At 51.3% G+C, this 26767-nt stretch carries 23 protein-coding genes; 2 read left to right on the top strand and 21 right to left on the bottom strand.

Translation table 11 applies throughout. The features are described 5' to 3' along the window. Nucleotides 1–7: 7 nt before the first annotated feature. Both GPK90_RS14940 and GPK90_RS14935 read right to left on the bottom strand, forming a co-directional pair. Complete coding sequence (locus GPK90_RS14940) at nt 8–1480, bottom strand: sensor histidine kinase (RefSeq protein WP_182426776.1); 1473 nt, start codon at nt 1478–1480, stop codon at nt 8–10. Continuing rightward, nucleotides 1467–2351, bottom strand: coding sequence for a DegV family protein (locus tag GPK90_RS14935; protein ID WP_215703330.1), 885 nt, complete (start codon nt 2349–2351; stop codon nt 1467–1469). The genes GPK90_RS14940 and GPK90_RS14935 overlap by 14 nt, the downstream gene beginning before the upstream one ends. Nucleotides 2352–2746: 395 nt before the next feature. Between GPK90_RS14935 and GPK90_RS14930 the strand changes: the two genes are divergently transcribed. Further along, nucleotides 2747–3463: a hypothetical protein gene (locus GPK90_RS14930; RefSeq protein WP_215703329.1), complete on the top strand. Its 717-nt coding sequence runs from the start codon at nt 2747–2749 to the stop codon at nt 3461–3463. A 180-nt stretch (nt 3464–3643) separates the two neighbouring features. Here GPK90_RS14930 and sigE read toward each other — a convergent pair whose 3' ends face one another. The 16 genes from sigE to lgt all read right to left on the bottom strand — a co-directional run bounded on the left by sigE (nt 3644) and on the right by lgt (nt 21446). Further along, complete coding sequence (gene sigE / locus GPK90_RS14925) at nt 3644–4384, bottom strand: RNA polymerase sporulation sigma factor SigE (protein ID WP_118299014.1); 741 nt, start codon at nt 4382–4384, stop codon at nt 3644–3646. A 16-nt stretch (nt 4385–4400) separates the two neighbouring features. Further along, nucleotides 4401–5255, bottom strand: a complete 855-nt coding sequence (locus GPK90_RS14920) for a sigma-E processing peptidase SpoIIGA (protein WP_215703328.1) — start codon at nt 5253–5255, stop codon at nt 4401–4403. Nucleotides 5256–5729: 474 nt separating this feature from the next. Beyond that, nucleotides 5730–6923: a cell division protein FtsZ gene (gene ftsZ / locus GPK90_RS14915; RefSeq protein ID WP_118515276.1), complete on the bottom strand. Its 1194-nt coding sequence runs from the start codon at nt 6921–6923 to the stop codon at nt 5730–5732. 141 nt (nt 6924–7064) lie between these two features. Then, nucleotides 7065–7880 carry a cell division protein FtsQ/DivIB gene (locus GPK90_RS14910; RefSeq protein ID WP_346011271.1) on the bottom strand — a complete coding sequence of 272 codons (816 nt, stop codon included), beginning with the start codon at nt 7878–7880 and terminating at the stop codon, nt 7065–7067. A gap of 84 nt (nt 7881–7964) precedes the next feature. Then, nucleotides 7965–9233 carry a UDP-N-acetylglucosamine 1-carboxyvinyltransferase gene (murA, locus tag GPK90_RS14905; protein WP_215703327.1) on the bottom strand — a complete coding sequence of 423 codons (1269 nt, stop codon included), beginning with the start codon at nt 9231–9233 and terminating at the stop codon, nt 7965–7967. 88 nt (nt 9234–9321) lie between these two features. After that, nucleotides 9322–10740 carry an FtsW/RodA/SpoVE family cell cycle protein gene (locus GPK90_RS14900; protein WP_346011270.1) on the bottom strand — a complete coding sequence of 473 codons (1419 nt, stop codon included), beginning with the start codon at nt 10738–10740 and terminating at the stop codon, nt 9322–9324. 12 nt (nt 10741–10752) lie between these two features. Beyond that, nucleotides 10753–12099 carry a UDP-N-acetylmuramoyl-L-alanine--D-glutamate ligase gene (murD, locus tag GPK90_RS14895; protein ID WP_118299009.1) on the bottom strand — a complete coding sequence of 449 codons (1347 nt, stop codon included), beginning with the start codon at nt 12097–12099 and terminating at the stop codon, nt 10753–10755. Nucleotides 12100–12118: 19 nt separating this feature from the next. Continuing rightward, the gene (mraY, locus tag GPK90_RS14890; RefSeq protein ID WP_118299008.1) at nt 12119–13087 is read right to left on the bottom strand and encodes a phospho-N-acetylmuramoyl-pentapeptide-transferase; all 969 of its coding nucleotides are present in this window, start codon (nt 13085–13087) and stop codon (nt 12119–12121) included. Between the two features lie 172 nt (nt 13088–13259). Then, nucleotides 13260–15059, bottom strand: coding sequence for a peptidoglycan D,D-transpeptidase FtsI family protein (locus tag GPK90_RS14885; protein WP_486463673.1), 1800 nt, complete (start codon nt 15057–15059; stop codon nt 13260–13262). Between the two features lie 59 nt (nt 15060–15118). Further along, nucleotides 15119–15796 carry a YkgJ family cysteine cluster protein gene (locus GPK90_RS14880; protein WP_118299006.1) on the bottom strand — a complete coding sequence of 226 codons (678 nt, stop codon included), beginning with the start codon at nt 15794–15796 and terminating at the stop codon, nt 15119–15121. A 145-nt stretch (nt 15797–15941) separates the two neighbouring features. Beyond that, nucleotides 15942–18083 (bottom strand): peptidoglycan D,D-transpeptidase FtsI family protein, encoded by a 2142-nt coding sequence (locus GPK90_RS14875; protein WP_486463672.1) that lies wholly within the window; start codon nt 18081–18083, stop codon nt 15942–15944. A 19-nt stretch (nt 18084–18102) separates the two neighbouring features. Beyond that, on the bottom strand, nt 18103–18594 hold the full coding sequence (locus GPK90_RS14870) for a septum formation initiator family protein (protein WP_118530750.1): 492 nt from the start codon (nt 18592–18594) through the stop codon (nt 18103–18105). A gap of 80 nt (nt 18595–18674) precedes the next feature. After that, the gene (gene rsmH, locus GPK90_RS14865) at nt 18675–19610 is read right to left on the bottom strand and encodes a 16S rRNA (cytosine(1402)-N(4))-methyltransferase RsmH (RefSeq protein ID WP_215703325.1); all 936 of its coding nucleotides are present in this window, start codon (nt 19608–19610) and stop codon (nt 18675–18677) included. Next, a complete protein-coding gene (gene mraZ, locus GPK90_RS14860; protein ID WP_118322480.1) occupies nt 19607–20032 on the bottom strand; it encodes a division/cell wall cluster transcriptional repressor MraZ in 426 nt (141 codons plus the stop codon). The genes rsmH and mraZ overlap by 4 nt, the downstream gene beginning before the upstream one ends. 384 nt (nt 20033–20416) lie before the next feature. Further along, entirely contained in the window at nt 20417–20569 is a 153-nt protein-coding gene (locus GPK90_RS14855; protein ID WP_118530749.1) for an aspartyl-phosphate phosphatase Spo0E family protein, read from the bottom strand. Nucleotide 20570: 1 nt separating this feature from the next. After that, a complete protein-coding gene (lgt, locus tag GPK90_RS14850) occupies nt 20571–21446 on the bottom strand; it encodes a prolipoprotein diacylglyceryl transferase (protein ID WP_118322479.1) in 876 nt (291 codons plus the stop codon). Nucleotides 21447–21859: 413 nt separating this feature from the next. On the opposite strand from lgt, the gene GPK90_RS14845 reads away from it, so the two are divergent. Then, a complete protein-coding gene (locus tag GPK90_RS14845) occupies nt 21860–23161 on the top strand; it encodes an amidohydrolase (RefSeq protein WP_215703324.1) in 1302 nt (433 codons plus the stop codon). A gap of 345 nt (nt 23162–23506) precedes the next feature. Here the strand turns inward: GPK90_RS14845 and ychF are convergent, their stop codons facing one another. The 3 genes from ychF to bioD all read right to left on the bottom strand — a co-directional run bounded on the left by ychF (nt 23507) and on the right by bioD (nt 26766). Then, nucleotides 23507–24604, bottom strand: coding sequence for a redox-regulated ATPase YchF (gene ychF, locus GPK90_RS14840; protein WP_118530747.1), 1098 nt, complete (start codon nt 24602–24604; stop codon nt 23507–23509). Nucleotides 24605–24818: 214 nt separating this feature from the next. After that, entirely contained in the window at nt 24819–26018 is a 1200-nt protein-coding gene (bioA, locus tag GPK90_RS14835; RefSeq protein ID WP_215703323.1) for an adenosylmethionine--8-amino-7-oxononanoate transaminase, read from the bottom strand. 13 nt (nt 26019–26031) lie between these two features. Beyond that, complete coding sequence (gene bioD / locus GPK90_RS14830) at nt 26032–26766, bottom strand: dethiobiotin synthase (RefSeq protein WP_215703322.1); 735 nt, start codon at nt 26764–26766, stop codon at nt 26032–26034. Nucleotide 26767 lies beyond the last annotated feature (1 nt).

Genomic DNA, 26767 nt, shown 5'->3' with positions numbered 1-26767 from the left:
TTCCCTCCTACGGAATATAGATGAGCGGGATCCGCACCATGAAGGTGCTTCCCTCTCCCTCGACGCTGTCCACCCGGATCGCGCCGTGATGCATCAGGACCACGCTTCTCGTGATCGCGAGTCCGAGGCCGGTACCTCCGGTCTCCCGGGACCGCGCCTTGTCCACGCGGTAAAAACGCTCAAAAACTCTTTCCTTAAATTCCGCAGGGATCCCGATCCCGGAATCTGCCACTTTCAGATAGAAGAACTTATGGTCAGCATCCAGCGTTACCCGGACCCAGCCATCTTCTTTGTTATACTTGACCGCATTCTCCACAAGATTGTTTATCGCCAGTGAGAACTTCACCTCATCGATATCGGCCGTGACATCGCGCTTACTCTCAAAGATCAGCTCAATGTTCCGTTTTCTGGCGATCGGGCGCAGGCGCTTTAAGACCATCTCGATCAGTCCGTTGATCTGGACCTGCGTGCAGGAAAGCTCCGAGGATGCCTTGTCCATCCGCACAAGAGTCAGAAGATCATCGATGATCTTGCTCTCCCGGTCGATTTCGTCCGAAATATCATGCATAAATTCCTGGTAAAGCTCCTTCGGCGCGTCCTCCATTCCCATCAGGGAATCCGCCAGGACACGGATCGACGTGATCGGGGTCTTGAGCTCATGGGAGACATTGGAAACAAATTCCTGCCTCGACTGATCCACAGCCTTTAGCTTCTCCAGCGTCTTATTGATCGTCCCGGAGATCTGCTTCGTCTCCCGGTATGCTTCCTCGTTGACATCCTCATCCAGATTTCCGTCACCCGCGCGCCGGATCGACGCGATCAGCGTTCCGAACGGCTTCATGATCAGGTGAACTGACAGGATTGTCACGATCAGTACGATGACGAAGATCATCATCTCGTACAGGGATGCCTTATCTTTCAGGCTCTCCTCCAGGCTGTACATGCTCTCCGTGGACGCGGTAACGATCATCACTCCGGCTGTCTTTCCCGTCGTGATCGTTCCCGTCTCCTGCTCAAATTCCGGGATCGGGATCGCCAGGACGAAGTAATGTTTCAGACTGTCGTACCGGCTCGTGTTCTCTCCCTGGAAACACCGGATCACCTCGTCCGAGATCAGCGTCTTTCCGTCAGAGATCGCGAACGTATCCTCAACGATCTTAAAGCCGGAATTTACGATCAGGATCCGCCCGCTGAAGATATCCGACAGGAGCGATAATTCTGTGTCGATGGCCGCATTATCCAGCGCGGAGTTTGTGAGATATCCGCTTCTCGACATCTTATTGCTCAGGATCTGACACTGGTTCTGGACATCGATGATTCTGCGCTCCACCTGCTCCTGCCGCGAGGAGCGGGCGAGAATCCGGCTCTCCACGAGGAGCGGGATCATACAGAATAAAACAGTCAGGATGATCAGAGGAAGTTTGACGCTCGGCGTATGTTTCCGGTAGATCTCCCGGATCCGTTCCCTAATTTTTCTCATGTTCCTCTTCCATCTTTCTTGTTGCCGTCAGCGCAAGGCTGCCCGGTCCGATATGGCAGGCAATGCTCAGGGAAAGCGGTGCCAGATAGATATCTGCGTCCGGGAATTGCTCTTCCACTTCCTTCTTAAACTCCAGAGCCGCCTCCTCGTTGTCCGAATGGGCGATCGCAAGGTGGCAGTCTTTGCACTCACTGTCATGAAGTCTCTCATCCAGCTCTTTCTGGATCGCATTCATCATCAGTGTCTTCGCCTGCTTCATCGTGCGGGCCTTTGCAAAGGAATCCAGCTTTTCTCCCAGGATAATCAGGACCGGCTTGATCCTTAAAAGTGTGCCGAGAGCCGCGGCCGCCGGTGTGATGCGTCCGCCTTTTTTCAGATATTTCAGGGTGTCCACCGTAACAAAGATCACGGAATCAGCCGCTGTCTCCTCCAGGCACTTTTTGATCTGTGCGCCGTCCATTCCCATATCTGCCAGCATCATCGCGTCCTTCACGGACTGATACTGGGTCACGGAGATCCGGTGATTATCAACGACAAATGCCTTTCCCTCGTACTCGTCCTCTCCCGCCAGCATCATTGCAGTCGCGCAGGATCCGGAAAGTCCGGCGGACATCGGGATGTGGACGATCTGATCATACTCTTTTAACAGTTCATCCCACAGTTTCATGATGGAGTCCGGTGTCGGCTGTGAGGTCGAGATATCGGAATTGTCCTTCAGCCTCTGATAAAACTGCTCCTGGGTCAGTGTAATATCCTCATAATACGTTTCTCCATCTATCATAAACGGCATCGGCAGGACCGTGATCCCCATCTCTTTTGCCTGTGCCTGGGTGATCCCGCTGTTGCTGTCTGTAACAACTGCGATCTTCATACAAAATTTCCCCTTTCTGTTTCTCTTCGCCCGTTACTATATCATACGGATTTTTCCATTCAGAAAATTCCTACCTTTGAAAAGTAACCCTGTCCCGCTGCGTTTTTTCTTTTCTTCCACGCAGACAGACCTTCTTCTTATTTTAACCGATTTCCTATATAAATGGAAGTCCAAAACTACCCAAACTGTGGACGAATATTCAAAAATATGATATGCTGAGCAGTAAGTGAGTGAAAAACATGCTTGCATGTTTGGCACGAGCGGCGAAGCCGATTACGGCAGCTGCGCAGCGGCGCTTAGCACGAAGTGCGAGCCGTAATATGTTTGAGCAGTAAGTGAGTGAAAAACATGCTTGCATGTTTGGCACTTTATTTTAAATTCTGGAGGGAAAGGTTATGCCTTATTGTCCGAAATGTGATATGGAATTTGTTGAGGGGATCAAGATCTGCAGCGACTGCGGCGGTCCTCTCGTGGAATCAAAAGAAGTCGCTGACGCGATGAAACAGAAAGAAAAAGAAGAACAGCTTGCCGTCATGGCGCAGGAGATGGATCCGTTCTCCGGTGAGATGGCCAAAACAGAAGACGCGGATCCCGACGAAATCTCTTCCGCCAAAAAGAAGCCGGCTGACGAGATCGTCCATGCCTACGTCGATAAAGGACAGCGCTACGAGGACATGAGCTCCTCCGCATCCGCATTTTTCCTGGTCGGCGGGGTTCTCGCCGTGGGAGCAGCGCTCTGCCTTCTCGGCGTCTTCCATCTCCCGATGGAGGGATTCCAGAAATACATCTTTGAGGGGGCACTTGTCATTCTCGCCGTCGCCAGCCTTGTCGTCGCCGTCTCCTCAAGGAAACGCGCCGCCGAGTTAAAAGTGGAAGCCGACGACGAAAAACGGGAGACTCAGGAGATCATCGACTGGTTCTTAAAGAATTATTCCGCAAAAGAACTCGATGAGCAGCTCTTGATGGAAGATCCGGATCTTTCCGGTGAAGAGCTGAGTCTCAAGCGCTTCGAGCTGATCCAGGATTTCCTGATCACCGGCCGCGATATTCCGGACCAGGCCTACGCAGATTCGCTGTGTGAGATGCTGTACGCGAAGCTGTATGATGAGTAATTTTCCATTAGACAAAAAGGACTGTCTGGCTGATAATTTTTCAGTCAGACAGTTCTTTTATTTGATACTTTTCATGGTAGGAATTTTCTGAACTGAAAATTCTGTATGATACAGTTCTGTCCGCGGATTTCCTACCTGTCTTTTTCACCATTTCGGATATGACTCGTCACACGCTCTGCTCTACTCAAATTTCACGATTTCCTTCTTTAACCTCATCATGATCTTCTTCTCGAGCCGCGAAATATAGGACTGCGAGATTCCCATGAGATCCGCCACCTCCTTCTGGGTCATCTCCGCCCCGTCCTGGCGCTTTAGGCCGTAGCGCAGCTCCACGATCTTCCGCTCTCTCGGACTCAGCCGGCTCACCGCATTTTTCAGGAGATCCTTTTCCACCTCGTCCTCCATGTCCTTGTAGATCACATCCTCATCGGTGCCAAGGATATCCGATAAGAGCAGCTCATTTCCATCCCAGTCCACGTTTAACGGCTCATCGATGGAGACCTCCAGCTTCATCTTGCTGGTTCTCCTGAGATACATGAGGATCTCATTCTCGATGCATCTGGACGCGTAAGTCGCCAGCTTGATATTCTTCGTCGGATTGAACGTATTGATCGCCTTGATGAGACCGATCGTCCCGATAGAGATCAGGTCTTCGACCCCGACGCTCGTGTTGTCAAATTTCTTTGCTATGTAAACGACCAGACGGAGATTGTGTTCGATCAGCTCTGATTTTGCCTCTTTTTCCTCCTCCGTTCCAAACTTATTTAACGCCTCCGTCTCCTCCTTCAAGGACAGCGGTGCCGGGAGGATATCCGCGCCTCCGATATAATGGATTTCCCCGCGCTCCGGCCGGATCATTGTCCGGAATCCCATCACTTTTTTTAACCGAAACCGGTTTGGCATAGAAATTCTCATGATCATACTCATTTTCTCCCTTTCATAACTTATCAGTGAAAAGACTTTCCGGCAGGATCATCGTAAAATCTTTTCTGAAAAACAGCGGTTCCTTCGAGACAGCCACGACCGGTCTGTCAATCCGGACACTCCTGTTTTCTCCGTCCGTGATCTCCATCCGGTCGAACAGGATTCCCGGAAGCATTCCGCTTTTTGTCCCTACCGCCCGGTACGGGATCATCAGGACGCCTGCCGGCTCGCTCCCAAACTCTTTCGCATCTGCCGCTGCGATAATGCTGACCGGCTTTCCCGTCACAGGTTCCACGAGACGGTTCCCGGAATCCTCCATCGCGGTAAACTCCTTTGATCGTCCGTTCAGAAAAAGTCGGACCTGATACCTCATTTTTCCGATCACCGGCCGCTTCACGAGCGCCTCCGCAAAGAAGCGGACTCCCGCACAGAAAAATCCCATAAACAGAAGACTTTTCCACCCGGTGAGAAAGCAGCGCTCCCGCAAGACCGCAAGACCGCTCTGCAGGATCCCCGCTGACAAGACCAGCAGCCCAAGCTCCTTTCCCCTTTGAAAGAACGCTTTTTTCCATCCGGACACTCTTTTTGGGGGAAGTGCAGCCGTTATAATCAAAAAGCCATTTATCAGAACTTTCCCGCTTTCCCAGAAAATCCAGACCACCAGGCTTCTTCCCGTAATCCGTGCTGCGATTCCTGACAGCTCAAGGCAGGAAACTGCGGTCCCGCAAAGTCCGCCTGCAATTCCCGCCGCCAAAAGCCGGAAAACAGAAATCTTCTTTCTCCCGAGCACCGCCGCCAGCCACAGGATCAAGACATCCCGGTACGCCTCTTCCAGAAAAAAGAGATCGGCGTACCATTCATATTCCACCGGGATTCCCCCTTTCCGCATTCCGGACCGTCAAAGACCGCCCATACTGCGTCAGACAGGATTTTCAGTTCCGATCATCCGTCCCCGAAATCCTGATATCGTTTTCCAACAGTATACCTGTCTTCCTATCCGGAATTTGTCAAAGCGGGGACGCGAACCCTGGAAACTCATCGGGTTCTTCCAACAGGTTCTTCCCTGTTTTTTCGTAAAAATTGGAAATTTTCGCTGATATTTGCAGGATCTGTGAAAACAGAGGAAAAAAAGAATGCGGATCCAGACATTTTCCTGTCGGGATCCGCGATGAATTTTTATAGAAGTGATGTATAAAATCTCAGCCATGCTGTGCCTTTTAGTTTCACAGGAAGTTCCATCGGAATTTTCTATGAAACCAAAAAGACCCGGGAAGATTTCTCTCCCTGGGTCCTCATATGTTCATCCTTACTGTTTTTAAGCAGCTTGTCCATTCTCAGGATCTTATCTGCGGTTCTTTAAGAAATCCGGGATGTTGATCTGAGTCTCGCCGCGCTGTGCCGGACGGTAAACCGGTGCGTTTCCGGTCGGAATATTGTACTTCGGAGCAGACTCTGTTGTAGCTGCTGCCTCAGACGGAACTTTTACGGTCGGAGCAGTTCTCTGGATCGGAGCCTGCTGAGCCGGAACTTTTGTCTTATAGTTTGTAAAGTCCTTCATTGCGCGCTCAACCGGTGTGTTTGCGCCGTGAGCGTCAAGACCTGTCGCGATAACAGTGATCGTTACCTCGTCCTCTGCGTTCTCATCGTACATTGCACCGAAGATGATGTTTGCATCATCACCTGCGAGCTCCTGAACATAACCGGCAGCCTCGTTTGCCTCGATCAGGCTGATATCACCGGAAATGTTGATGATCACGTGGGAAGCGCCCTCGATCGTTGTCTCAAGAAGCGGGCTGGATACAGCCTGTTTTACAGCCTCGAGTGCCTTCTCGTCGCCCTTCGCCTTGCCGATACCGATATGTGCGATGCCCTTGTCTGTCATTACAGTCTGAACATCTGCGAAGTCAAGATTGATAAGACCCGGAACGTTGATCAGATCTGTGATTCCCTGTACAGCCTGAAGAAGGACCTCATCGGCTTTCTTTAATGCATCCGGCATGGTTGTCCGTCTGTCAACGATCTCAAGGAGACGGTCGTTCGGGATTACGATCAGAGTGTCAACTGCGTTCTTTAAGTTCTCGATTCCCTTTAACGCGTTGTTCATTCTCTGTCTTGCTTCAAAACGGAACGGCTTTGTTACAACGCCGACTGTCAGAATTCCCATATCTTTCGCGATCTGAGCGATCACCGGAGCTGCACCGGTACCGGTTCCGCCGCCCATACCACAGGTAACGAATACCATATCGGCTCCCTTTAATGCCTGGGAGATCTCCTCCTGGCTCTCCTCGGCTGCCTTCTCACCGATCTCAGGTTTTGCACCGGCGCCAAGTCCTTTTGTGAGCTTCTCACCGATCTGCATAGCAGTCGGAGCTTTACAGAACTGAAGCGCCTGTTTATCTGTGTTGATACCGATAAACTCAACGCCCATAATATTTTCTTCTACCATGCGGTTTACCGCGTTATTTCCGGCGCCGCCGACACCGATCACAAGAATTCTTGCGGCATTCTCTGCCTCGTTTATCTTAATCTCTAACAAGAATGTCTCCTCCTTTAATATCTATCAATCTATTATATTTTCATTAGCATGGCATAAAAATCCCAAGTTAATCTAACATATATCATATTTGATTTTTTGAAAAATATCAACCTTTAATTTATGGTTTTTTGATGGTTTTTTTTAGTTTTTCTTCACGAAACGGTATGTCGGGCTGGAATTCGTCTCATCGTAAGTATCCAGATACAAAGTACCGGAGAGACCGGAAAGTTCCGGCATGATATCATGAAGTTCCGCGATCTTTCCGTCGAGGCTGTCAGAGTTCCCGAGTTCCACCGTAATATCTCCCATCACAAGCTCCGCCTCTTTGTAGCTGCTGTAATTGATCCTGTCCACCTGGATGCCGCTGACGTTCAGTACCTGCGTCAGATTTAAGATCTCTCCGAAGATATCCTGATCCGCCACAGGAAGCGGCTGGTGCAGGACGATATGTCCGAACTCCAGCCCGGTGATCACCGGAACTCCCGGAAGCTGTTCAGAAGAACTCTCAACGATGATCCCGTCCTTATCAAAGTACATATAGCTGCTCATATAGGAAACGCAGCCCACAACGCTCTTCTCGAAAACAACGACCTCCACCTTCGTGGGACTCTTGAAATTGATCTTGTATTCCTCGATGAACGGAATGGACTTATGTTCCTTAAACCGGTTCTGATAGTAGCAGAACGCAGAATTTCTCGACCATTTCCCGTCAAACAAAAGCGACTCGATCTGTTCCTTTGTATATTGTTTGTTGCCGCTCACTTCCACATCCTTGATGCGGACCGAAAAGATGAGGACGAGAAGAATGATGAGGATTCCCAGAATCACCCCGAGAATGATCCCCTTCTTTCTTCCGCCTCTCCTATGATACATTCCAAAACCGCTGCTGCTCCTTCTCCCGAAATGGATCCCGAAGCCGCGCCTTCCAAAACCAAGTCCTCTTCTTCTAAATAACATTCCTCTCACCCGTTATCTGCCTGATCGCAACCTGCTGTACCGGGAAGTATTTCCGGTACACAACCGCCGCATGATCTCTTTTTCTTAAAGAATATTCTCTTCAATGTCCGCTCCCAGTATTCTGAGATCTCTTCCGATATCTTCATATCCGCGCTTTAAGTGTCCCCGGTCCGAGACCACGCTGAGTCCGTCTGCCGACAGAGCTGCGACGAGAAGCGCTGCTCCGCCGCGAAGATCCGGTGTCTCGACAACTCCGGGAAGAAGCGGATATCTTCCTTTTATTATAGCTGTATCTCCGTGAACCGATACATCGGCTCCAAAAGACGCAAGACGCACCGCCGCCTCGAATCTCGCCTCGTATACGGTCTCCCGGATCTGGCTCTCCCCGGTTCCCGACGCCTCCGCCGCGAGAAAGACCGACTGCAGATCCGTCGGAAATCCCGGATACGGTCCGGTATCGATCGTGATCCCGGCCGGGCGCCGTTCCATCACCATGCGGATCCTCGCCTTCGGACCGGCTGCCCCGAAGATCCGGAGTCCGGCCCCCATTTTCCGGAGTGCCTTTAACGGTTCCACCAGGACGACCGGCTCCACTCCGGTGATCTCGATCTCGCCGCCGGATGCCGCTGCCGCCGCCAGGTATGTCCCGGCGCAGATCCTGTCTCCCGCTGTCACATGGTTTGTCGGAAAGAGCTTTTCCACTCCAGTCACCGTGATGGTCCCGGTCCGCTCCCCGCTGATCTTCGCTCCCATGGACCGCAAAAATCCGCAGAGTTCCGCGATCTCCGGCTCCCGCGCACAGTTGAGGAGTTTCGTCGTACCGGACGCCAGCACAGCAGCCATCACCGCATTCTCCGTCGCCCCGACACTCGGATATGGAAAACGGAATGTTGTTCCGCAAAACGTTTCCGCCTTTGCAATCAGCATTCCGCCATCATCAAGTATCTCTGCTCCCATTGCCCGGAGCACATCCAGATGAAAATCGATCGGACGTTTTCCGATCACGCAGCCGCCCGGATACCAGGTCGTCACCTCCCCGCCTCTGGAAAGCAGCGGTCCTAAGAGCAGACTGGAAGACCTCATCTTCCCCACTGTCTCCTTCGGGATCACTGTCCCCGAAAGCCCTGAGGCATCGATCATAAGAACATCATCCTCAAAGATCACCCGGCATCCCAGGTCTCTGATGATCTCCGCCATGAGGAACACGTCCGAGATTCTCGGAACATTCCGGATCTCGGTGCATCCTTCCGTGAGGAGACTCGCCGCCATCATCGGCAGTACTGCATTTTTTGAACCCTGGATCTTTATTTTTCCACGCAGAGGCCTGAGCCCCTGAACTTTATATACCTGCAAACCGATTCCCCCGCATATGCCGCTATAAAACAGTATATGCGGAAAAATATTTTTTGTTCCTGTTCTGCGCCTTACATTTTCAGGACGCTTACGCCTGTTCCAGCCGGATCCGGTTGGACACGCTCAGGACCATTCCCATTTCCACCATCAAAAACAGGACCGACGTACCTCCGTAACTGATAAACGGAAGTGTGATACCTGTGTTCGGGATCACGTTGGTAACAACGGCGATGTTTAAGACAACCTGGATCGCGATATGCGCCAGGACGCCTGTCACCAGCATCGCACCGAACAGATCCGGCGCGTTTCCCGCAATGACAAGGAAACGGTACAGCATGAAGAGGAACATGAAGATCACGGCGATCGCGCCGAAAAGTCCCAGCTCCTCACAGATCACCGCAAAGATCATATCATTCTGCGGCTCCGGAAGGAAACTTAATTTCTGGATACTCTGTCCGAGCCCCTTTCCGAGAAGTCCGCCGGAACCGATCGCATAAAGTCCCTGTAAGACCTGATATCCGCCGGACTTCGGGTATGCCTCCGGATTTTTCCATACCAGGATTCTGCTCAGCTGGTAGGAGTGAAGGATTCCCGCTTTCTCCATGGCGATGGCCACAGGGGGGGCGAATACGATCACGACGATCAGCACCACCACGACCAATATAAACGGCCATTTTCTCTTGCATGCGACAAACATCATCACAAAAGCGATCCCGCAGATGATGATACCGGAACTCAGGTTGTTCAGCATGACAAAGAGTGCCAGCGGTCCGAGCAGCACCGCAAGCATTCCCCACACGCGCCATTCATTGATCCGTTTTCCAAGTCTCGTGATGACGACCGCAAGAAACAGGATCATCACGATCTTTACGAGCTCTGCAGGCTGGAAACGCAGAGATCTTGTTCCCAGCCATCTTTTTTTACCGTTTACTGCGATTCCCAGCGGAGTAAAGGTTACGAGGAATTCGCAGATGTAGGATACGACCACTGCCGGAACGGCAAACTTCGCAAAAAAGTGGTAGTCGATCTTTGAGATGATGAGCATCATGATGAATCCCACAACGGCGATTCCTCCCTGACGTATCATATAGTAGGTGGACGGCTGCCCGCTCACCTGCGCATTGTACGCACTGGAGCTGTAGATCATGATCAGTCCGAATGCCGTCAGGAAGATGATGACCACAAGAAGGTCATAATCATAGAAGCGGCGGGCTTTCTTTTTCCGTCTTTCCTCTTCCTGTTCGGGCTCTCCCCGCATCTGCATCTGCTGTCTGCGGAGCATCTCCTGCCTCTCCTGCATTTCCTGGCGCTGCTGCATCAGAAGCTGTTCCCGGCGCTGTCCTTCCTGCTGGCGTTTCGCCCGTTCTCTTTCGATCTGCTGGCGCTCCACCTGCTTTCCGGACATCTGCTGGCGCTGCATTTGCTGACGTTTTGCCTGCTGGCGCTGTACCGCCTGTCTCTGTGCCTGTGCCCTGCCGCCGGCTTTTCGAACCTTTTTTCGAGCCACGCTAAGCCTCCATTACAGGGCGTTGACGCATTCCTTAAAGATCCGTCCACGCTCCTCAAAGTTCTTGAACATTCCCCAGCTGGCGCATGCCGGGGAGAGCAGCACATAATCGCCTGCATTTGCGTAGGAAGCACATACCTGAACAGCTTCCTGCATATCTTCCGCGTACATGATATCGGTGATACCATGTTTCTTCGCGCACTCAGCGATCTTATCTCTCGTCTGACCGATGAGAACGAGATAGCGGACTTTTCCGTCAAAACTCTCGATCCACTCGTCGTACTCGGAATGCTTATCATATCCGCCCGCGATCAGAAGTGTCGGTCCCGGCATCGCCTTGATAGCCTGGATCGCTGCATCCGGGTTTGTTCCCTTGGAGTCGTTATAATAAGTAACGCCGAAACGTTCTCTCACATACTCAATCCTGTGCTCGACTGCCTTGAATTCCTTGCACGCCTCGCGGATCATATCCATCGGGACACCTAAACGGATCGCGATCGCAACAGCTGTCATCACATTCTCATGGTTATGTCTTCCGATGATATTTAATTCGTTGACGTCAAGGACTTTCTCGCTCTTTCCGTCATGACGGTAGATGATGAGATCGCCGTCCATGAAGATGCCCTCGTCGAGCTTCTCCTTGCTGCTGAAGTAGAGGACCTTGCACTTTAAGGTCTTTCCGAACTCTCTGAGGACCGGATCCTCGTAGTTTAATACGCAGGTATCTTCCTCTGTCTGATTTCTTGTAATTCCTTCCTTTACCTGAATATAGCATTCCATCGTCTTATGGCGGTCCAGGTGGTCCGGAGTGATGTTTGTGATCGCGGACACGTTCGGATGGAAGTCCATGATCGTCTCGAGCTGGAAGCTGGAAACCTCAGCGACTGTCACGGACTCATCAGTTGTCTCGAGTGCGTGGGCAGTATACGGATCTCCGATATTTCCTACTACGAATACGCTCTTATAAAACTTCTTCATGATCTCTCCGGTGAGCGCTGTCGTCGTTGTCTTTCCGTTTGTACCGGTGATCGCGGCAAGTTTTCCCTTTGAGCAGTGGTAAGCGAGCTCGATCTCACTCCAGATCGGGATCTTCGCCTCGTCGATCACCGCAACGAACGGTGCCTCAAGCGGGATGCCCGGGCTGATCACGCATAACTCTACCCCTGCAAGGTCTGTCTTTTTCAGTTCTCCGAGAACGATGGTCACTTTCGCGCCTTCGTCAAATTTTGCTTTCAGTTTTTCTTCGGAAAGTTTCTCATTTCCATCATAAAGGATCACTTCGCCGCCCTGGGCAAGCAGAAGTTTTGCTGCGGAAATACCGCTGATCCCTGTTCCTGCAACTAATACTTTCTGTGACATGGTTTCTCCTCCTATATGTTTATAATCCCAGATAGGCAACCAGGCAAAGGATTGCCGTAATGATCGAGAATACTGCGACAACTCTCGTCTCGGACCATCCGCAGAGCTCAAAGTGATGGTGGATCGGAGCCATCTTGAAGATCCTCTTTCCGCCGGTCTTTTTAAAGTATGTGACCTGGATGATCACGGAAAGGACCTCCACCAGGTAGATCAGACCGACAAGCGCGATAAAGATCGGCATCTGCATCATAAACGCGCTGGATGCCACGAAACCGCCGAGAGCCAGGGAACCTGTATCTCCCATAAAGACCTTCGCCGGATATACGTTGAACAGTAAAAATCCCAACAGACTTCCGACTACCGCACCGGTGATCGGGCTGATCCCGCTGTCCTCGCCGATCGCGACCACTGTAAAGAAGGTCGCTACGAGGATCGTCACGCTCGTGCAGAGTCCGTCGAGTCCATCCGTAAAGTTTACGCCGTTGTCTGTACCGAGAACGATAAAGAATACCGCCGGGACAAACAGCCAGCCGAGATTCAGATAATATCCGTTCTCAAATCCGCCGGTGAACGGGATCAGCATTCCTGTTCCCACATCCCCGGAGGTCATCAGATAATAGGTGAAGATCCCGGTAATGATAAACTGACCGATGAGTTTCTGGATCGGATTCAGTCCTTCCGACCGCTTCATGACGATTTTGATGTAGTCGTCCAGGAAACCGATGATCCCGAATCCGACTGTCACGAACAGGATCGGAATGATCCTCGGATAGCTCTTGATATAGAATAAGGATGTGATCACGGTCGCCGTGAGAATAATGAGTCCTCCCATTGTCGGAGTTCCCTGTTTCTTTAAATGGCTCTGCGGGCCGTCATCGCGGACCTGCTGCCCGAATTTCAGGCGGTGAAGGAAAGGGATCACCACCGGGCAGAGCGCCGCGCTGATCGCAAAGGCGATAATGATCGCCAGGATTGTCTCATTTACCATACTGAACCTCATATTTCCAGTTGCACCTCATACTTCCTATGTAAATATCGCGGGACCGGCCTGTTTTTCATCACATTTTCCGGTCTGCCGCGTAAATAGTATACGTCCTTTTCTCTTAATAATCAATCGAAATTTGTATCTGTTCCGTACCTTCACGCCCACGCGCAAAAATTCATTCCGGATCGGCAGGATCCACTCTTTCCACATCCAGATACGGCAGGATATTTGAAAAGATATCCGCGATCACCGGAGCCGCGATCGTGCCGCCGTAATAGATCCCCACCGGCTCATCGATCGTGATCAGGGCGATCACCTGAGGATCATCCGCCGGCGCGAAACCCAGGAAAGAAGAAATATACTTCTTTAAGCTTCTCGGGAGCTTTTCGGATGTCGCCGTCTTTCCGCCGATCCGGTATTCCGGGAGCTTTGCTCGTTTTCCGCTACCCTCCGCTACCACCTGCTCTAAAATATAGCGCATGGTCTCACTCGTGGATCCCGATACGACGCCGGTCCTTTCCGGGTAAGAAAATGTCCTGTAAAACATCCCGTCCGTGCTCTCCGCACTGACCGCGAAGTGCGGTGTGATCCGCCTTCCCCCGTTTATGATGGAGGAGGCCGTCGTGATGAGCTGGATGGGTGTGATCTGGAAAGACTGACCGAAGGAAACCGTCGCAAGTTCGACTAACCCCATATTTTCCTTTTTATGCATGATCGTCGCCGCCTCGCCCGGAAGATCGATCCCGGTCTTTCCGAGAAGTCCGAACTGTTCAAAATAGTGGTAGAACGAATCCACGCCGAGTCTCTGTCCCACGTCGATGAATACCGGATTGCAGGAATTCATCGCGCCCTGGAGGAATGTCTCCGCACCATGTCCGCCGACTTTATGGCAGCGGATCTTCCGGTCCTCCACGATCCGGAATCCCGGACAGGAAAATTTATCGTCCAGATGGACCACTCCGGCCTCAAGTCCGGCAGCGGCTGTGATGATCTTAAATGTGGATCCCGGCTCATACGTATCGTTGATACAGCGGTTCCTCCACATTTTGTTCCGCGCATCCTGAAGCTCTGCCCCTGTGAGTCCGCTGCTTTCCCCGCTCAATGAAAACGGGTCGTTCAGGTCAAATTCCGGCGCATTCACCATCGCGTAGATCTCTCCGTTCTGAGGATTCATGATGATGATGGAGACCGCCTTTGCACCTTTTTTCTCCATGACCTGGTATGCAGCCTGCTCCGCGTACTTCTGGATATTCACATCCAGACTCACGGTCAGGGTATTTCCGGGGATCGGTTCCACCCGCTCCTCCGCGGCATTTTGAAGTTCTGTCCCTTTCGCGTCTGAGAGTGCCAGGATCAGACCGTCCTGTCCCTTCAGATATTTCTCGTACATGACTTCCAGACCGATGATCCCCTGATTGTCCGCCCCTGTAAATCCAAGAACTTTGGATGCGAGACTTCCGTAAGGATAATAGCGCCTGTAGTCCTCATCGACTTTTACGCCGGAAAGTCCGAGATTCATGATCTCGTCCCCCACCGACTTTTCCACATTCGTCCGGATGATCTCCCTGGAAGACCACTTTTCCACTTTTTTCCGGACTTCCTCCTCGGAAAGATCCAGGATCCGCGCAAGCTCCCGGATCACTTTCTCCGGCTCCTTCACCTGATTGTGGATCACGGACACCGTGCAGACCGTCCGGTTCGCCGCGATCACGGTCCCGTTCCGGTCCACGATCTCACCCCTGGAGGCCTTGATGGTCCGTTCCCGCTCATGGAGCGCATCCGCCATTTTGCTGTAATGATCCGATCTTGCGATCATCAGGAACCCCAGCTGTCCACATAAGCCTGTCATCAGGAGCGCCGAGATCACAAAAACGACCAGGATTTTTTTCCTGTGATATGTCAGAAATTCCGCCATCTCCAAAACTTTCAATAAAAAGTCTTGGTAACTAATATACGGGACTTCCCGTTTTATCATGCGCAAAAATCCATGTTCTCAGCTTCCGGTCTGCATTTTCCTCTTTCCCGTTCGATCCGCTACATCGCAAGGAATCCGGCCAGAGCCCGTTTCGCCCCGGTAAGTCTCTCCTCAAACTGCGGATAAAAATCCTCTTCTTTTTTATAAGGAGACAGGTAAAACTGCCGGATCAGATACAGGCTGATCGTCTTCGCAGCCTGTCCGGACGTATCTTTCCCGATCACGCGCTCCAGATCCTTTAAAAAATAATGCCAGGTACAGACAAAAGCGTCATAGCGCTTTGGCTCCGGCATATCGATCCATTTCCTGACTTTTACTTTGGCGCGGGTCTCCTTCGCACACTCGTAGACCTGTAAAAAATAGCGGAATCCGCCGTCCTCATAGATCCTTCCGAGAGGAAACAGTCGGCAGATCCCCGGACGGTACGCATGGATCGTGCATCGTCCATTTGCGTCCAGAAAAGAACAGGTCTCTTCCTCACCGCTCATTTTAAGGTTCGGGAGAATGATCCCGTCCACCACATTTAACTCCAGCGGTCCCGCCAAAAGCGCCTCAAACGTTTTTCCGGTCCCGGCTGTCATGCGGTACGCGTCAAAAGGATCGAGGACCACGGAGGTCCCCATCCCGGTACAGCAGGCGTGGCAGCCCTCGCACCCGGCGCAGTCCGCCTTCACCATATCATCCAGGCCATAGAGTTTTCCGTCGGAAACCTCTGCCATATCCATCTCTCTGTTCATCGTCTTCTCCCCACGTGGCAAAACACGCTCCGCGCATTTCCCCATTATTGTGACAGCAGCCAGAGCCCTGCGCGTTGCGCGGACTCCGGCTTATCGTTTGCGTAATTCCATGCAGCAGGCATAAGCTGACCGGTCTTCACCGGAATTACTGTGCAGCCTGCGTCGTCTCCATCGTCTCTTCCGCTCCGTCCTGCACAGTCTCCGTCTCCTGAACGGCTTCCATGCTCTGGGCTTCCGCTGTGCCCGCATCTGAACCATCGGAAGTGTCCGCCGGCATATCATCCGGCAGCCCGAGACCGTCATCAAACGGGACCACTTCATCCTGCGGTGTTGTCTCCTGCGGGATCACATTTCCGTCAGCGTCCGTCGGCGCTTCTGTCTCCGCCTCAGTCTCTCCTGTTCCGGGCTCCAGTCCGCCTTCATTGTTGTTCGTGATCCCCTCACTCTGGTCCGCGAGACTTGCGTCCTCCGCTACGGTATCTGTATCCGGGAACACATTCAGGTAAGGAAGAGCCTCCGTCATGATCTTCTGGAAAACCTCTGTAGCGAATGTACTGTGCGCCTGCTCTTTTCCTGGAAGGTTCGGGGTATCGATGACCACATATACAAGAAGCTGCGGATCATCCGCCGGTGCAAAGCCGCAGAAAGATACGAGATAGTTGTGTGCAGAACGCGGAAGCTTCTCCGCTGTTCCTGTCTTTCCGCCGACCCTATATCCGGCAACACGTCCCGCTTTTCCGGTTCCTTCCTCGTCATCGACGGTCATGAACAGTGCATGACGGATAAATTCGCTGGTGGACTCGGATACCGTCTCCCGAACCAGGTTCGGCTCGATCTTTCTGACGACTGATCCCTGATCATTCACGATCTGTTTTACCACATGCGGTTCATAGTAGGAACCGCCATTGATGACAGAGGCGAATGCCGCTGCCATCTGGATCATCGTGCAGTTATAACTCTGTCCAAAAGAGTTTACCGCAAGGTCCGTCGGTCCCATATTGTCGGAATTGTAGATCAGTCCGTACGCCTCACCCGGAAGATCGATCCCGGTCTTCTGGCCCATACCGAATAATTTCTGATATTTCGCAAAGCGCTGGATCCCGAGTTTTGCCGCGATCTGCATCATGACATCGTTGCAGGATTTCATCAGGGACTGCTCTACCGTGAGGATCCCGTGTCCATAGATGCTGACACATTTGATCCTGTATCCGCCGACATCCTGTCCGCCGTCACAGAGGAATGTATCGTTTTGTCCGATCACGCCCTCCTCCAGACCGGCTGCAACTGTCATCGGCTTTGCCGGGGAACCCGGCTCGTAGGTATCGTTTACACAGTAGTTTCTCCACATCTGGTTCCAGGCATCCATCCTGCCTTCATCCGTCATGGCAGCGATCTCCTCCTGGGAGTAGGCGCTGCTCAGATCTCTCGGATTATTCAGGTCGAATCTCCTGTTGGAGGACATGGCAAGGATCTCGCCGTTTCTCGGGTCCATGGCGATGACAGCCGCGGTCTTGCTTCCGATCCCGCTCATCCACTCATCGATATATTTTTCCACGATGCGCTGGATGTTCACGTCAATGGTGGAAACGATCGTGTTTCCGTTCTCGGCGGACTTGATGACCTTCTCCATGTTGGCCTCATCATCCAGATAGCCGTACTCTCTTCCGTTTGTTCCTGTCAGCTGGTCGTTGTAATACTGCTCGATCCCGCCGCTTCCCTGTTTTCCGTTATCATAGGAAAAGCCGATCACATTGCAGGCCAGCGTGTTGTACGGGTAAAATCTCCGGTACTCATCCTCAAACCAGACACCTTTGACCTTCTTTCCGCTGTCATCCTTCGACTTTGCGTAGGCATCATTCAGTTCCTTCTTCTTTGCCTCGAATTCTTCCTTCTTATCCGCAGAGATCTGCTTCTCATACGGCACATAGTAGGAATTCTCGTTTGCGGAGATCACAGCCATCAGGTCCGCCCGGTCGTACCCGAACACCTCGCAGAGGGCGGACACCGTCGGCTCCAGATAGTTATCCTTATCCTGGTTGATCTGATTCGGGTCGAGGATCAGGTTGTAGACCTTCTCGCTCGTCGCCAGATACGTTCCGTTTCTGTCCACGATATCACCGCGGCGGTACGGGATCGTCCGGCTGTCATAGGAGGAATGCTGGTTCAATACGATCTGGGTGTAGTCTGCGTTTTTATCCTTGATCATCCGGTATAAAACAACGACAAGACCAAACAAAGCCAGCGTCGTTACGAGAACCGTAACCGCCAGCTTTTCTTTCATACTCATGGTAAAAACTCTTTTATTATTACCGTTCCGGGATGTCTTCATACTGTCTTACATACTCGCTTTCCGTCTTATTGTATAAGCGGACCTGGTCCTTATTGGCATAAACCATTCCCAGCTCCTCTGTTGCTACCTTATACACATAATCCAGGTCCACCGACGTGTTGATCCTTGTAAGAAGGGCGTCGTTGTCCCCTTTCAGCTTTTCAATACTCTCCTCCAGGCTTTCAATGTGATTCAGTCTCGCCGTCACGGAAGACTGGAGCTTTAAATAGCTCACACAGATATACAGCGTGCAGATCATAGCCGCTGTCAGCAGTAATACGGAAAAAAGATTCATCTGAAGCGCTTTTTCCTGATTTCTCCGAACTGTAACGGTATGGGATGAATTCCGTTTCTTCTGCTTTCTTCTTTCCTGCCCCTCATACTGCGGAGCACGCTCGATCTTGCGGACAGTATTTCCCTCTACATATTCGGTTGCCTGTGGGGCTCTTCTCCGTCTCCTTGCTGCCATACCATCACTTCCTTTCTAAAAATGGCTGTAACTGCTCAGTATCTTCACAGTTATATAGGATTCTTCTTTTGCGATGCTCTCTAGCTTCTCTCAAACACACGAAGCTTCGAGCTCTTTGATCTTCTGTTCTCTTCCAGTTCCTCTTCCGACGGGACGATCGGTTTTCTCGTCACGACACGGCCTTTGCTCTTTCTTCCGCACACGCACACCGGGAAGTCCGGCGGGCAGATACATGGATTTTCATTGGTCCGGAATCTCGTCTTTACGATCCTGTCCTCCAGAGAGTGGAACGTAATAATCGAGAGGCGTCCACCCGGATTTAAGAGATCGATCATCGTGTCAATGGAATCGTTCAACACATCCAGCTCATGGTTCAGTTCGATGCGGATCGCCTGGAATGTCCGTTTTGCCGGATGTCCGCCCTCTGCGCGGATCTTTGCAGGGATCGCACCGCGGATGATCTCCGCGAGCTGCAGTGTCGTCTCGATCGGGTGGATCTCCCGCTCTCTCACGATATGCTTCGCGATATTCTTCGCAAAGCGGTCCTCACCGTAATCGCGGATGATCTTATACAACTCCATCTCGCTGTATCCGTTTACGATGTCCGCCGCTGTCTTATCGTTTCTCTGGTCCATTCTCATGTCCAACGGGGCATCCTCCCGGTAGGAGAATCCACGGTCCGCCGTGTCTAACTGGTAGGAAGACACGCCAAGATCCAGGTAAATGCCGTCCACCTTTTCGATTCCAAGGTTAAAGAGCACTTCCCGGATATTTTTGTAGTTGCTTCTGACGATCGTCACTTTATCTTTAAATGGGAGAAGGCGCTCTGTCGCAGCCGCGATCGCGTCCGCGTCCTGATCGATCCCGATCAGGCGTCCGTTTTCGCCAAGTCTCCTCGATACTTCGTATGCATGTCCGCCGCCGCCCAGTGTTCCGTCCACGTAAATACCGCCCGGTTTTACGTTCAGACTGTCGACGGTCTCCATCAGCAGGACTGATTTGTGTTCAAAAATCATATGCCAAGACCTTCCATATTTTCTGCAATTTCTTCCATGTCATCATAGACATTCTTCTCGTTCCAGACTGCCTTATTCCAGATCTCGATCCGGCTTCCGACGCCAACTAAGACAACGTCTTTTTCCAGATGTGCAAATTCTCTTAAAACAGAAGGGATCAGGATCCTTCCCTGCCTGTCCACCTCGCAGGCGCAGGCTCCTGCCAGGAAAAATCTTGAAAACTTTCTGGCATTGGCATTCGTAAGAGGAAGTGCGTGGAGTTTTTCTTCAAAGGATTTCCATTCGGAATTTTCGTACACGAAAAGACACCCGTCCAATCCCTTTGTCACAACGAACTCATCGCCCAGCTGCTCACGGAATTTGGAAGGGACGATCAGACGACCTTTTGCATCGATTGTGTGACTGTACTCCCCTATGAACATGACTCTCCCCGTTGGACGGCGACTGTTTTTTATCCACCGATCCACCATTTTAAACCACTTTTATCCACTTTCCACCACTTCTAATGTAATCTTAGTACATTTACTTTAAAATAGCAAGGAATTTTTCACTTTTTCATGTATAAAAGGAGGTGCGCTTTTTTAGTTATCCACATGCCGGGGAAACGGTGTAAAACCGGATATTTTCAGAGTTTTCCACAGAAAAGATCCCATATGTGCCGGATATAACTGCGCCGGATCCCTCTGCCTGTGACTGATTTCACACCTAAGCAAAGGAATTTTCCTGATGAAATGAAAAAAGCTGCCCATCCGGACAGCTTTTTTCATTTCATCAGGTGTATATTCGATTTTTATGTACTGCGGACTTTAATATCCCGCATCCATATACTCTTCGATCAGCCGGTCAAGCTCCACACTATACCGGTAGATCAGATCATATGCCTCTTTTCCATCAATGCTTCCGTTCAGGCGTTTTCTCGCCTCTTCGATCCGATTTACCAGTTCTTCCCTGCTCTCCATATCAGTTTGCTCCCTTTCTCTGGGCGAACGCTTTTCTCCTGTGGTAGATCAGTACCACAAGAGATACCGTCGCCAGCACAACAGATAACGCCTGGGATACCGCAATCCCGGTACCTGGTATCAGGAGAGAATCCGTCCGCAGGCCTTCGATCCATGTTCTTCCGATCCCGTATCCGGCAAGATAGATACAAAGCATTTCCCCCGTGAACGTTTTCCGTTTGCGGAACCAGAGCATAAACATCAGAAGTCCGAAATTCCACAGTGATTCATAGAGGAACGTCGGATGGACCTGAATGTACTCGATCCCGTTGTCAAGGATCAGATGGTCGAGGAGGTTCTGTGAGATCATGCTTTCATTCACGATACTACGTTTGAGCCGCATGGCAAACAGACAGTCCGTATAACGGCCAAAGGCCTCGCAGTTCACAAAGTTTCCCCATCGTCCGATCATCTGTCCGGTTACAAGTCCGAGGCAGGCGCTGTCTGCCATGGACAAAAAGGAAAGATGGCGTTTTTTCGTAAATACGAGCAGCGTCAGGATCCCGGCGATCACTCCCCCGTAGATCGCAAGTCCGCCTTTCCTTAAATTCACGATCTCCAGCAGGTGGTCTTTGTAATATCCCCACTGAAAGAAAACATAGTAGATCCGCGCTCCGATGATGGAAAAGATAATCCCGTAGAGTGCGAAATCAACATAAATATCCGGATCCTGTCCCCTGCGCTTCGCGTCGGACTGGGCGACCAGAAGTCCCATGATCATACCGATCCCGATGATCAGCCCGTAGTATGCGAAGGAGATCCCTCCGATCGAAAAGCTCTTCACCATATGCGGGATCGTGATCCCGAGGTGAACGAAGCTTACATCTGCTCCTGTCATATCGTATTTTTTCTCCTTTATTTCTTTGGTGAGTTTTATTTTACTCCGAAAACATGCAAAAAGCAAACAGATTCGCCAGACACTCCTCATGTTTATTCGACAAAAGTTGACGATTCCTGTGGAACTTTCCGGTTACTTTTCGCGGGCAGGAATTTTCTGAACTGAAAATTCCGTATGATACCGTTGTGGCCGCGGGTTTTGCCGATTCGGAATGCGAAGCATCGGCAAAATCCTGTTACGGTATATTTTATACTTTCCATTGACATCAATTTTATAAGTTTTTATACTGAAACCATAAGATGTTGGGGTCAAAAGGTTTTGACCCCTTGTGATACCGTATTGTTCCGCACTTCGTGCTCCCACAATACTCGAAAACATTCATCTGAATTTATCCCTTACAAGGAGGAACAGCCATGGACATTCAATCCTATCTCGATACACTGAAATCATATGAACCTTCCATGATCCGGACGCGCCGCGATCTTCACAGACACGCGGAGACCGGCTGGCTCGAATACCGCACCACCGCGCTTCTTATTAAGAAGTTAAAGGAACACGGGATCCCGGTGAAATACGGAAAAGAGATCATCAACAAGGATTATCTCTGGGCTTACCCGTCTGAAAGCGTTCGGAAAAGCGCCATCGACCGGGCGCTTGCAGAGGGCGCCGACCCGGAAATCATCGAAAAAATGGACGGTTTCACCGGTCTCTGCGCCGTGATCGAGACCGGAACGCCGGGACCTGTCCTCGCACTCCGCTTTGATATCGACTGTAACGATGTCACCGAGAGCACCGATGCGGACCGCCAGCCTGTGAAAGACGGATTCTGCTCGATCCATGACGGCTCCATGCATGCGTGCGGTCATGATGGACACGCATCCCTGGGACTCCACACCTGTATCGCGTTGAATGAGATCAAAAATGATCTTTGCGGGACCATCAAAGTCATCTTCCAGCCCGCCGAGGAAGGAGTCCGCGGCGCACAGTCGATCGCGGAAGGCGGGATCCTCGATGATGTGGACTATCTTCTCACCGGACACCTCGGGATGGGATGGAATACCGGTTCCCTCGTCGCCCTCTCAAAAGAATTTCTCTCCACAACGAAGGTCGATGCCGAATTTAAGGGAGTCTCCGCTCATGCCGGAATGTCCCCGCAGGACGGAAAAAATGCAATCCTTGCGGCATGCTCGGCAACTCTCGCCATGCACACCGCCTGCCAGGACTCCAGAGGCGCATCCCGGATCAACGTCGGAACGATCCAGGGCGGAAGCGGACGGAATGTGGTCCCGGCGGACGCCATGATCCGCTTTGAGACACGCGGGGAGACCGCCGATATTCAGGAGCTTGTCCTGAAAAAGGCGATGAACGCGGTAAACGGGGCCGCCGAAATGTTCGACTGCTCCGTGGATACGAAGATCATGGGCAGCGCTTCGAGTGCCGACAGCAGTGCAGAGCTGGAACCGTTCATCAGGGCCGGAGCCGCGAGAATCTCGGAGATCACCAATTATGTAAAGGAAGCCGCTTTCTCCGGGTCTGAGGATGCCACCTACCTGATGGCAAAAGTCCAGTCCCACGGCGGAAAGGCTGCTTATATGTGCATCGGCTCCAATATTGCTGCTCCGCACCACAATGATCATTTTAATTTTGATGAGTCGTCCCTGCTCACGGGGCTGCGGCTTTATGTCTCCACCGTGTGGGAGATCATGCACCGCTAGTAAAAGACTACGTGGTCTGCACTTCATTTCGGTCAGCGCAGAATATCTGATACCTGCATTGTGAAAATTTTCTCTTAGTTGAAGTTTTTCCTCCGCATCACTGAACCTGTTACCTCGTCGTGTTCAAAAGGTTGAACTTCTCAGAACAGGATAAATTTTGATACAAAAAAGCCATGGAACAGTACATAATACTCATTCCATGGCTTTTCCTGTATTTTTTATAATTCTTCTGTGATAGTCATTTAACAGCTCACATTTCCTGTTATCCTGAGATTGTCACAACAAACTCACAAACTTTCTGCCGGGATCGTATCTATTGTAAAAATTTATGATCCAGTTGAAAAATTATACGTTGAATCTAAAGAGAACAACATCTCCATCCTTCATCACGTAATCCTTACCTTCCATGCGGACAAGACCTTTCTCCTTCGCACCGTTGTAGGAACCGCAGTCTAAAAGATCCTTGTAGTTGACAACCTCTGCCTTGATGAATCCGCGCTCGAAGTCGGAGTGGATCTTTCCTGCTGCCTGCGGAGCTTTTGTGCCAACCTTGATGGTCCATGCACGTGTCTCCTTCTCTCCTGCTGTCAGATAGCTGATCAGGCCAAGGAGACGGTAGCTTGCAGCGATCAGCTTGTCAAGACCGGACTCTTTTAATCCGAGGTCGTCTAAGAACATCTTCTTCTCATCATCGTCGAGTTCAGAAATCTCTTCCTCGATCTGGGCACATACGACAAATACCTCACTGTCGTTTTCTGCCGCGAACTTGCGGACAGCCTGTACATGCGGGTTGGAAGCACCGTCATCTGCGAGATCATCCTCACCTACGTTCGCTGCGAAGATCACCGGTTTCCAGGTGAGAAGGTCGAGAGATGCGACAAATGCCTGCTCCTCCTCGTCCTCGCACTCGAAGCTCTTTGCAAGGTTGCCGTTCTCAAGATGTTCCTTTACGGCCTTTAAGATATTTAATTCCTTCGCGAGTGCCTTGTTGGAAGCTGCGCCTTTTCCCATCTTTGCGATCCGGCGGTCGATGAGCTCGATATCTGAGAAGATCAGCTCCAGGTTGATCGTCTCGATGTCGCGGAGCGGGTCAACGCTTCCGTCTACATGGATGACGTTCGGGTCCTCAAAGCAGCGGACAACATGAACGATCGCGTCAACCTCACGGATATTTGCAAGAAACTGGTTTCCAAGTCCTTCACCTTTGGACGCGCCCTTTACGAGGCCGGCGATATCAACGAACTCGATTACAGCCGGTGTTGTCTTCTCAGAGTGATAGAGGTCTGTTAAAAGTTTTAAACGGAAATCCGGTACCGGTACAACGCCCACGTTCGGGTCGATAGTACAGAACGGATAGTTCGCGGATTCTGCACCCGCCTTTGTCAATGAGTTAAATAAGGTACTTTTTCCTACGTTCGGCAGACCGACGATCCCAAGCTTCATTTTATTTTAATCCCTGTTCGAAGAACCTTTCCATGCAGGACTCTTCGCCTTTCTTTAATTTTCCTGTACGCAATTTTTACTTTTTCGATGCAACTCCCGCTTTCCGGCAAAAAAGTCCATCGCGACTATAAATTATAGCATAAGGGCTCTGCTTTGTAAATCTTAACAGGAATTTTTTGCATGACTTGCATGACTGCCGCACTGCCTCACATGTCTACCTTGCAAACCAATCCTTCATGCACTGAAGGACCTGTACCAGTTCCTCCTCTTTGATCACATACGGAACCATCGCGTAGAGATAATTTAAAAATGGACGGCTGAACACACCTCTCTGGTAAGCATACTCCTGATATCCTTTCAGAACGGCCGGATCGTAGACCTCAACGCAGACACATCCACCCATGATCCGGACTTCCCGGATCCTCGGGTCTGTGAAACCTGCCATCTCGCGGCGTGTGATCTCCTCGATCTTTCTGATCTTCTCCATGTAATTCTGCGTCTCAAACAGCTCGATCGATGCCAGAGCCGCGCTGCAGGCCAGCGCATTTCCCATGAAGGTCGGTCCATGCATCAGGGCATGTTCCGGAACGTCATCATAAAAGCCTTCAAATACTTTCCGGTTCGCCACGGTAGCGGCATGACCGATATATCCGCCTGTCAGAGCCTTTCCGAGAACCAGGATGTCCGGAAGGACAAGATCCGCCACAAAGCGGTTTCCGGTCCGCCCGAATCCGGTCGCCACCTCATCAAAGATCAGGAGCACACCGTACCGGTCACAGAGCTCCCGCGCCTTTTTTAAGAACGATACATCATACATCCGCATACCTCCGGCTCCCTGGAGAAGCGGCTCCACCAATACACAGTTCAGCCGGTCATGGTATGTCTCAAACGCCTGCTCCAGCGCCGTGATCTCCGTCGGGATATGGACGACATATGGGCTTGCCCCGTACGCCTTCAGCACGAAATGATAATCTTCATCATCCCCAGCTTCCATCGTCTTAAAAGTGTCTCCATGGTAGGCATGCTCCAGCGCCAGGATCATCGTTCTCTTTTCATCCCCGCGGTTCATGTAGTACTGAAGCGCCATTTTCAGTGCAACCTCGACTGCCACACTGCCGGAATCAGAGAAGAAACAATAGTCCAGATCTCCCGGCAGCCAGGATGCCAGCTTTTCCGAAAGTTTTCTCGCCGGCTCATGGGTCAGTCCGCCGAGCATGACGTGGGAAAACTTTTCCACCTGGGAGATGATCGCCTGGTTGATGACGGGATTCTTATATCCATGGATCACGCTCCACCAAGAGGAAACGGAATCGATCATTTTCTGATCCTTTGTATACAGGTACACCCCGTTTGCGTCCACGATCTCGTACGGTGCCTTCATTGTCTTTAATTGTTCATATGGATACCAGATCATTTTTCTCTTCTCCTTATCTCATCTTTGTTTCCTGCTCCGCCTGTTTCGCGCTGCATGATTTCCCATCGTCATATAAGGACTTCAATTTCTCCGCCCCGATGGAAAGTTCCGTGTCACCATCCGCCACACAGGCGATGACCGGAACTCCTGTATAAAATTCACACATTTTCCGGTTGTCCTCACAGAGCACGTCTCCCTGTCTGTAGTGGTTTAAAATGATCCCCTTCAGAGCGATCCCCTGTTCTTTGAGGTAATATGCGGTCAGAGCCACGCCGTTGATTGTTCCAAGACCCGCGTCCGCGACGATCAGACAGCCAAGGTCACAGGCTTTTACAACATCCGGAAGGCGGAGATCTGCCTCATCGAAGCAGAGCGGACACAGGATCCCGCCGCTTCCCTCCACGGTCACATATTCGTATTTTTCACAGACTTCATGGAACTTTTCCAGTACCGTTTCCATCCGGACCGGATTTCCCTCCAGCCGCGATGCCAGATGCGGGGAGACTGCCGTCTCATAGACGTACGGACACATCTCCTCCAGCGGCTGACGGATCCCCGACATTGTTTTTACCTGAAGAGCATCCCCCGGGATCAGACTGCCGTCCGGGCGCCTCTCATTCCCGCTCATTGCCGCCTTATAGTAGGCCGCGTCCGCTCCGCTCTCCTTCAGCTTTTTCACGATCAAACCGGTCACATACGTCTTTCCGACATCGGTTCCCGTGCCTGTGATAAAAATATTTCTGCTCATC

The sequence above is a fragment of the Clostridium sp. MCC344 genome (genome assembly GCF_018785365.1).
Lineage (GTDB): Bacteria > Bacillota > Clostridia > Lachnospirales > Lachnospiraceae > Pilosibacter.
The sequence above is the reverse complement of the archived record's forward strand: the minus strand, read 5'-3'. Positions and strand labels throughout refer to the sequence as shown.

Coding starts and splice junctions, on each gene's coding strand:
- GPK90_RS14940 (WP_182426776.1), bottom strand. CDS start 1,480: ATGAGAAAAATTAGGGAACGGATCCGGGAGATCTACCGGAAACATACG.
- GPK90_RS14935 (WP_215703330.1), bottom strand. CDS start 2,351: ATGAAGATCGCAGTTGTTACAGACAGCAACAGCGGGATCACCCAGGCA.
- GPK90_RS14930 (WP_215703329.1), top strand. CDS start 2,747: ATGCCTTATTGTCCGAAATGTGATATGGAATTTGTTGAGGGGATCAAG.
- sigE (WP_118299014.1), bottom strand. CDS start 4,384: ATGATCATGAGAATTTCTATGCCAAACCGGTTTCGGTTAAAAAAAGTG.
- GPK90_RS14910 (WP_346011271.1), bottom strand. CDS start 7,880: ATGTTATTTAGAAGAAGAGGACTTGGTTTTGGAAGGCGCGGCTTCGGG.
- murD (WP_118299009.1), bottom strand. CDS start 12,099: ATGTCACAGAAAGTATTAGTTGCAGGAACAGGGATCAGCGGTATTTCC.
- mraY (WP_118299008.1), bottom strand. CDS start 13,087: ATGGTAAATGAGACAATCCTGGCGATCATTATCGCCTTTGCGATCAGC.
- GPK90_RS14885 (WP_486463673.1), bottom strand. CDS start 15,059: ATGATAAAACGGGAAGTCCCGTATATTAGTTACCAAGACTTTTTATTG.
- GPK90_RS14880 (WP_118299006.1), bottom strand. CDS start 15,796: ATGAACAGAGAGATGGATATGGCAGAGGTTTCCGACGGAAAACTCTAT.
- GPK90_RS14875 (WP_486463672.1), bottom strand. CDS start 18,083: ATGAGTATGAAAGAAAAGCTGGCGGTTACGGTTCTCGTAACGACGCTG.
- GPK90_RS14870 (WP_118530750.1), bottom strand. CDS start 18,594: ATGGCAGCAAGGAGACGGAGAAGAGCCCCACAGGCAACCGAATATGTA.
- rsmH (WP_215703325.1), bottom strand. CDS start 19,610: ATGATTTTTGAACACAAATCAGTCCTGCTGATGGAGACCGTCGACAGT.
- mraZ (WP_118322480.1), bottom strand. CDS start 20,032: ATGTTCATAGGGGAGTACAGTCACACAATCGATGCAAAAGGTCGTCTG.
- GPK90_RS14855 (WP_118530749.1), bottom strand. CDS start 20,569: ATGGAGAGCAGGGAAGAACTGGTAAATCGGATCGAAGAGGCGAGAAAA.
- lgt (WP_118322479.1), bottom strand. CDS start 21,446: ATGACAGGAGCAGATGTAAGCTTCGTTCACCTCGGGATCACGATCCCG.
- GPK90_RS14845 (WP_215703324.1), top strand. CDS start 21,860: ATGGACATTCAATCCTATCTCGATACACTGAAATCATATGAACCTTCC.
- ychF (WP_118530747.1), bottom strand. CDS start 24,604: ATGAAGCTTGGGATCGTCGGTCTGCCGAACGTAGGAAAAAGTACCTTA.
- bioA (WP_215703323.1), bottom strand. CDS start 26,018: ATGATCTGGTATCCATATGAACAATTAAAGACAATGAAGGCACCGTAC.
- bioD (WP_215703322.1), bottom strand. CDS start 26,766: ATGAGCAGAAATATTTTTATCACAGGCACGGGAACCGATGTCGGAAAG.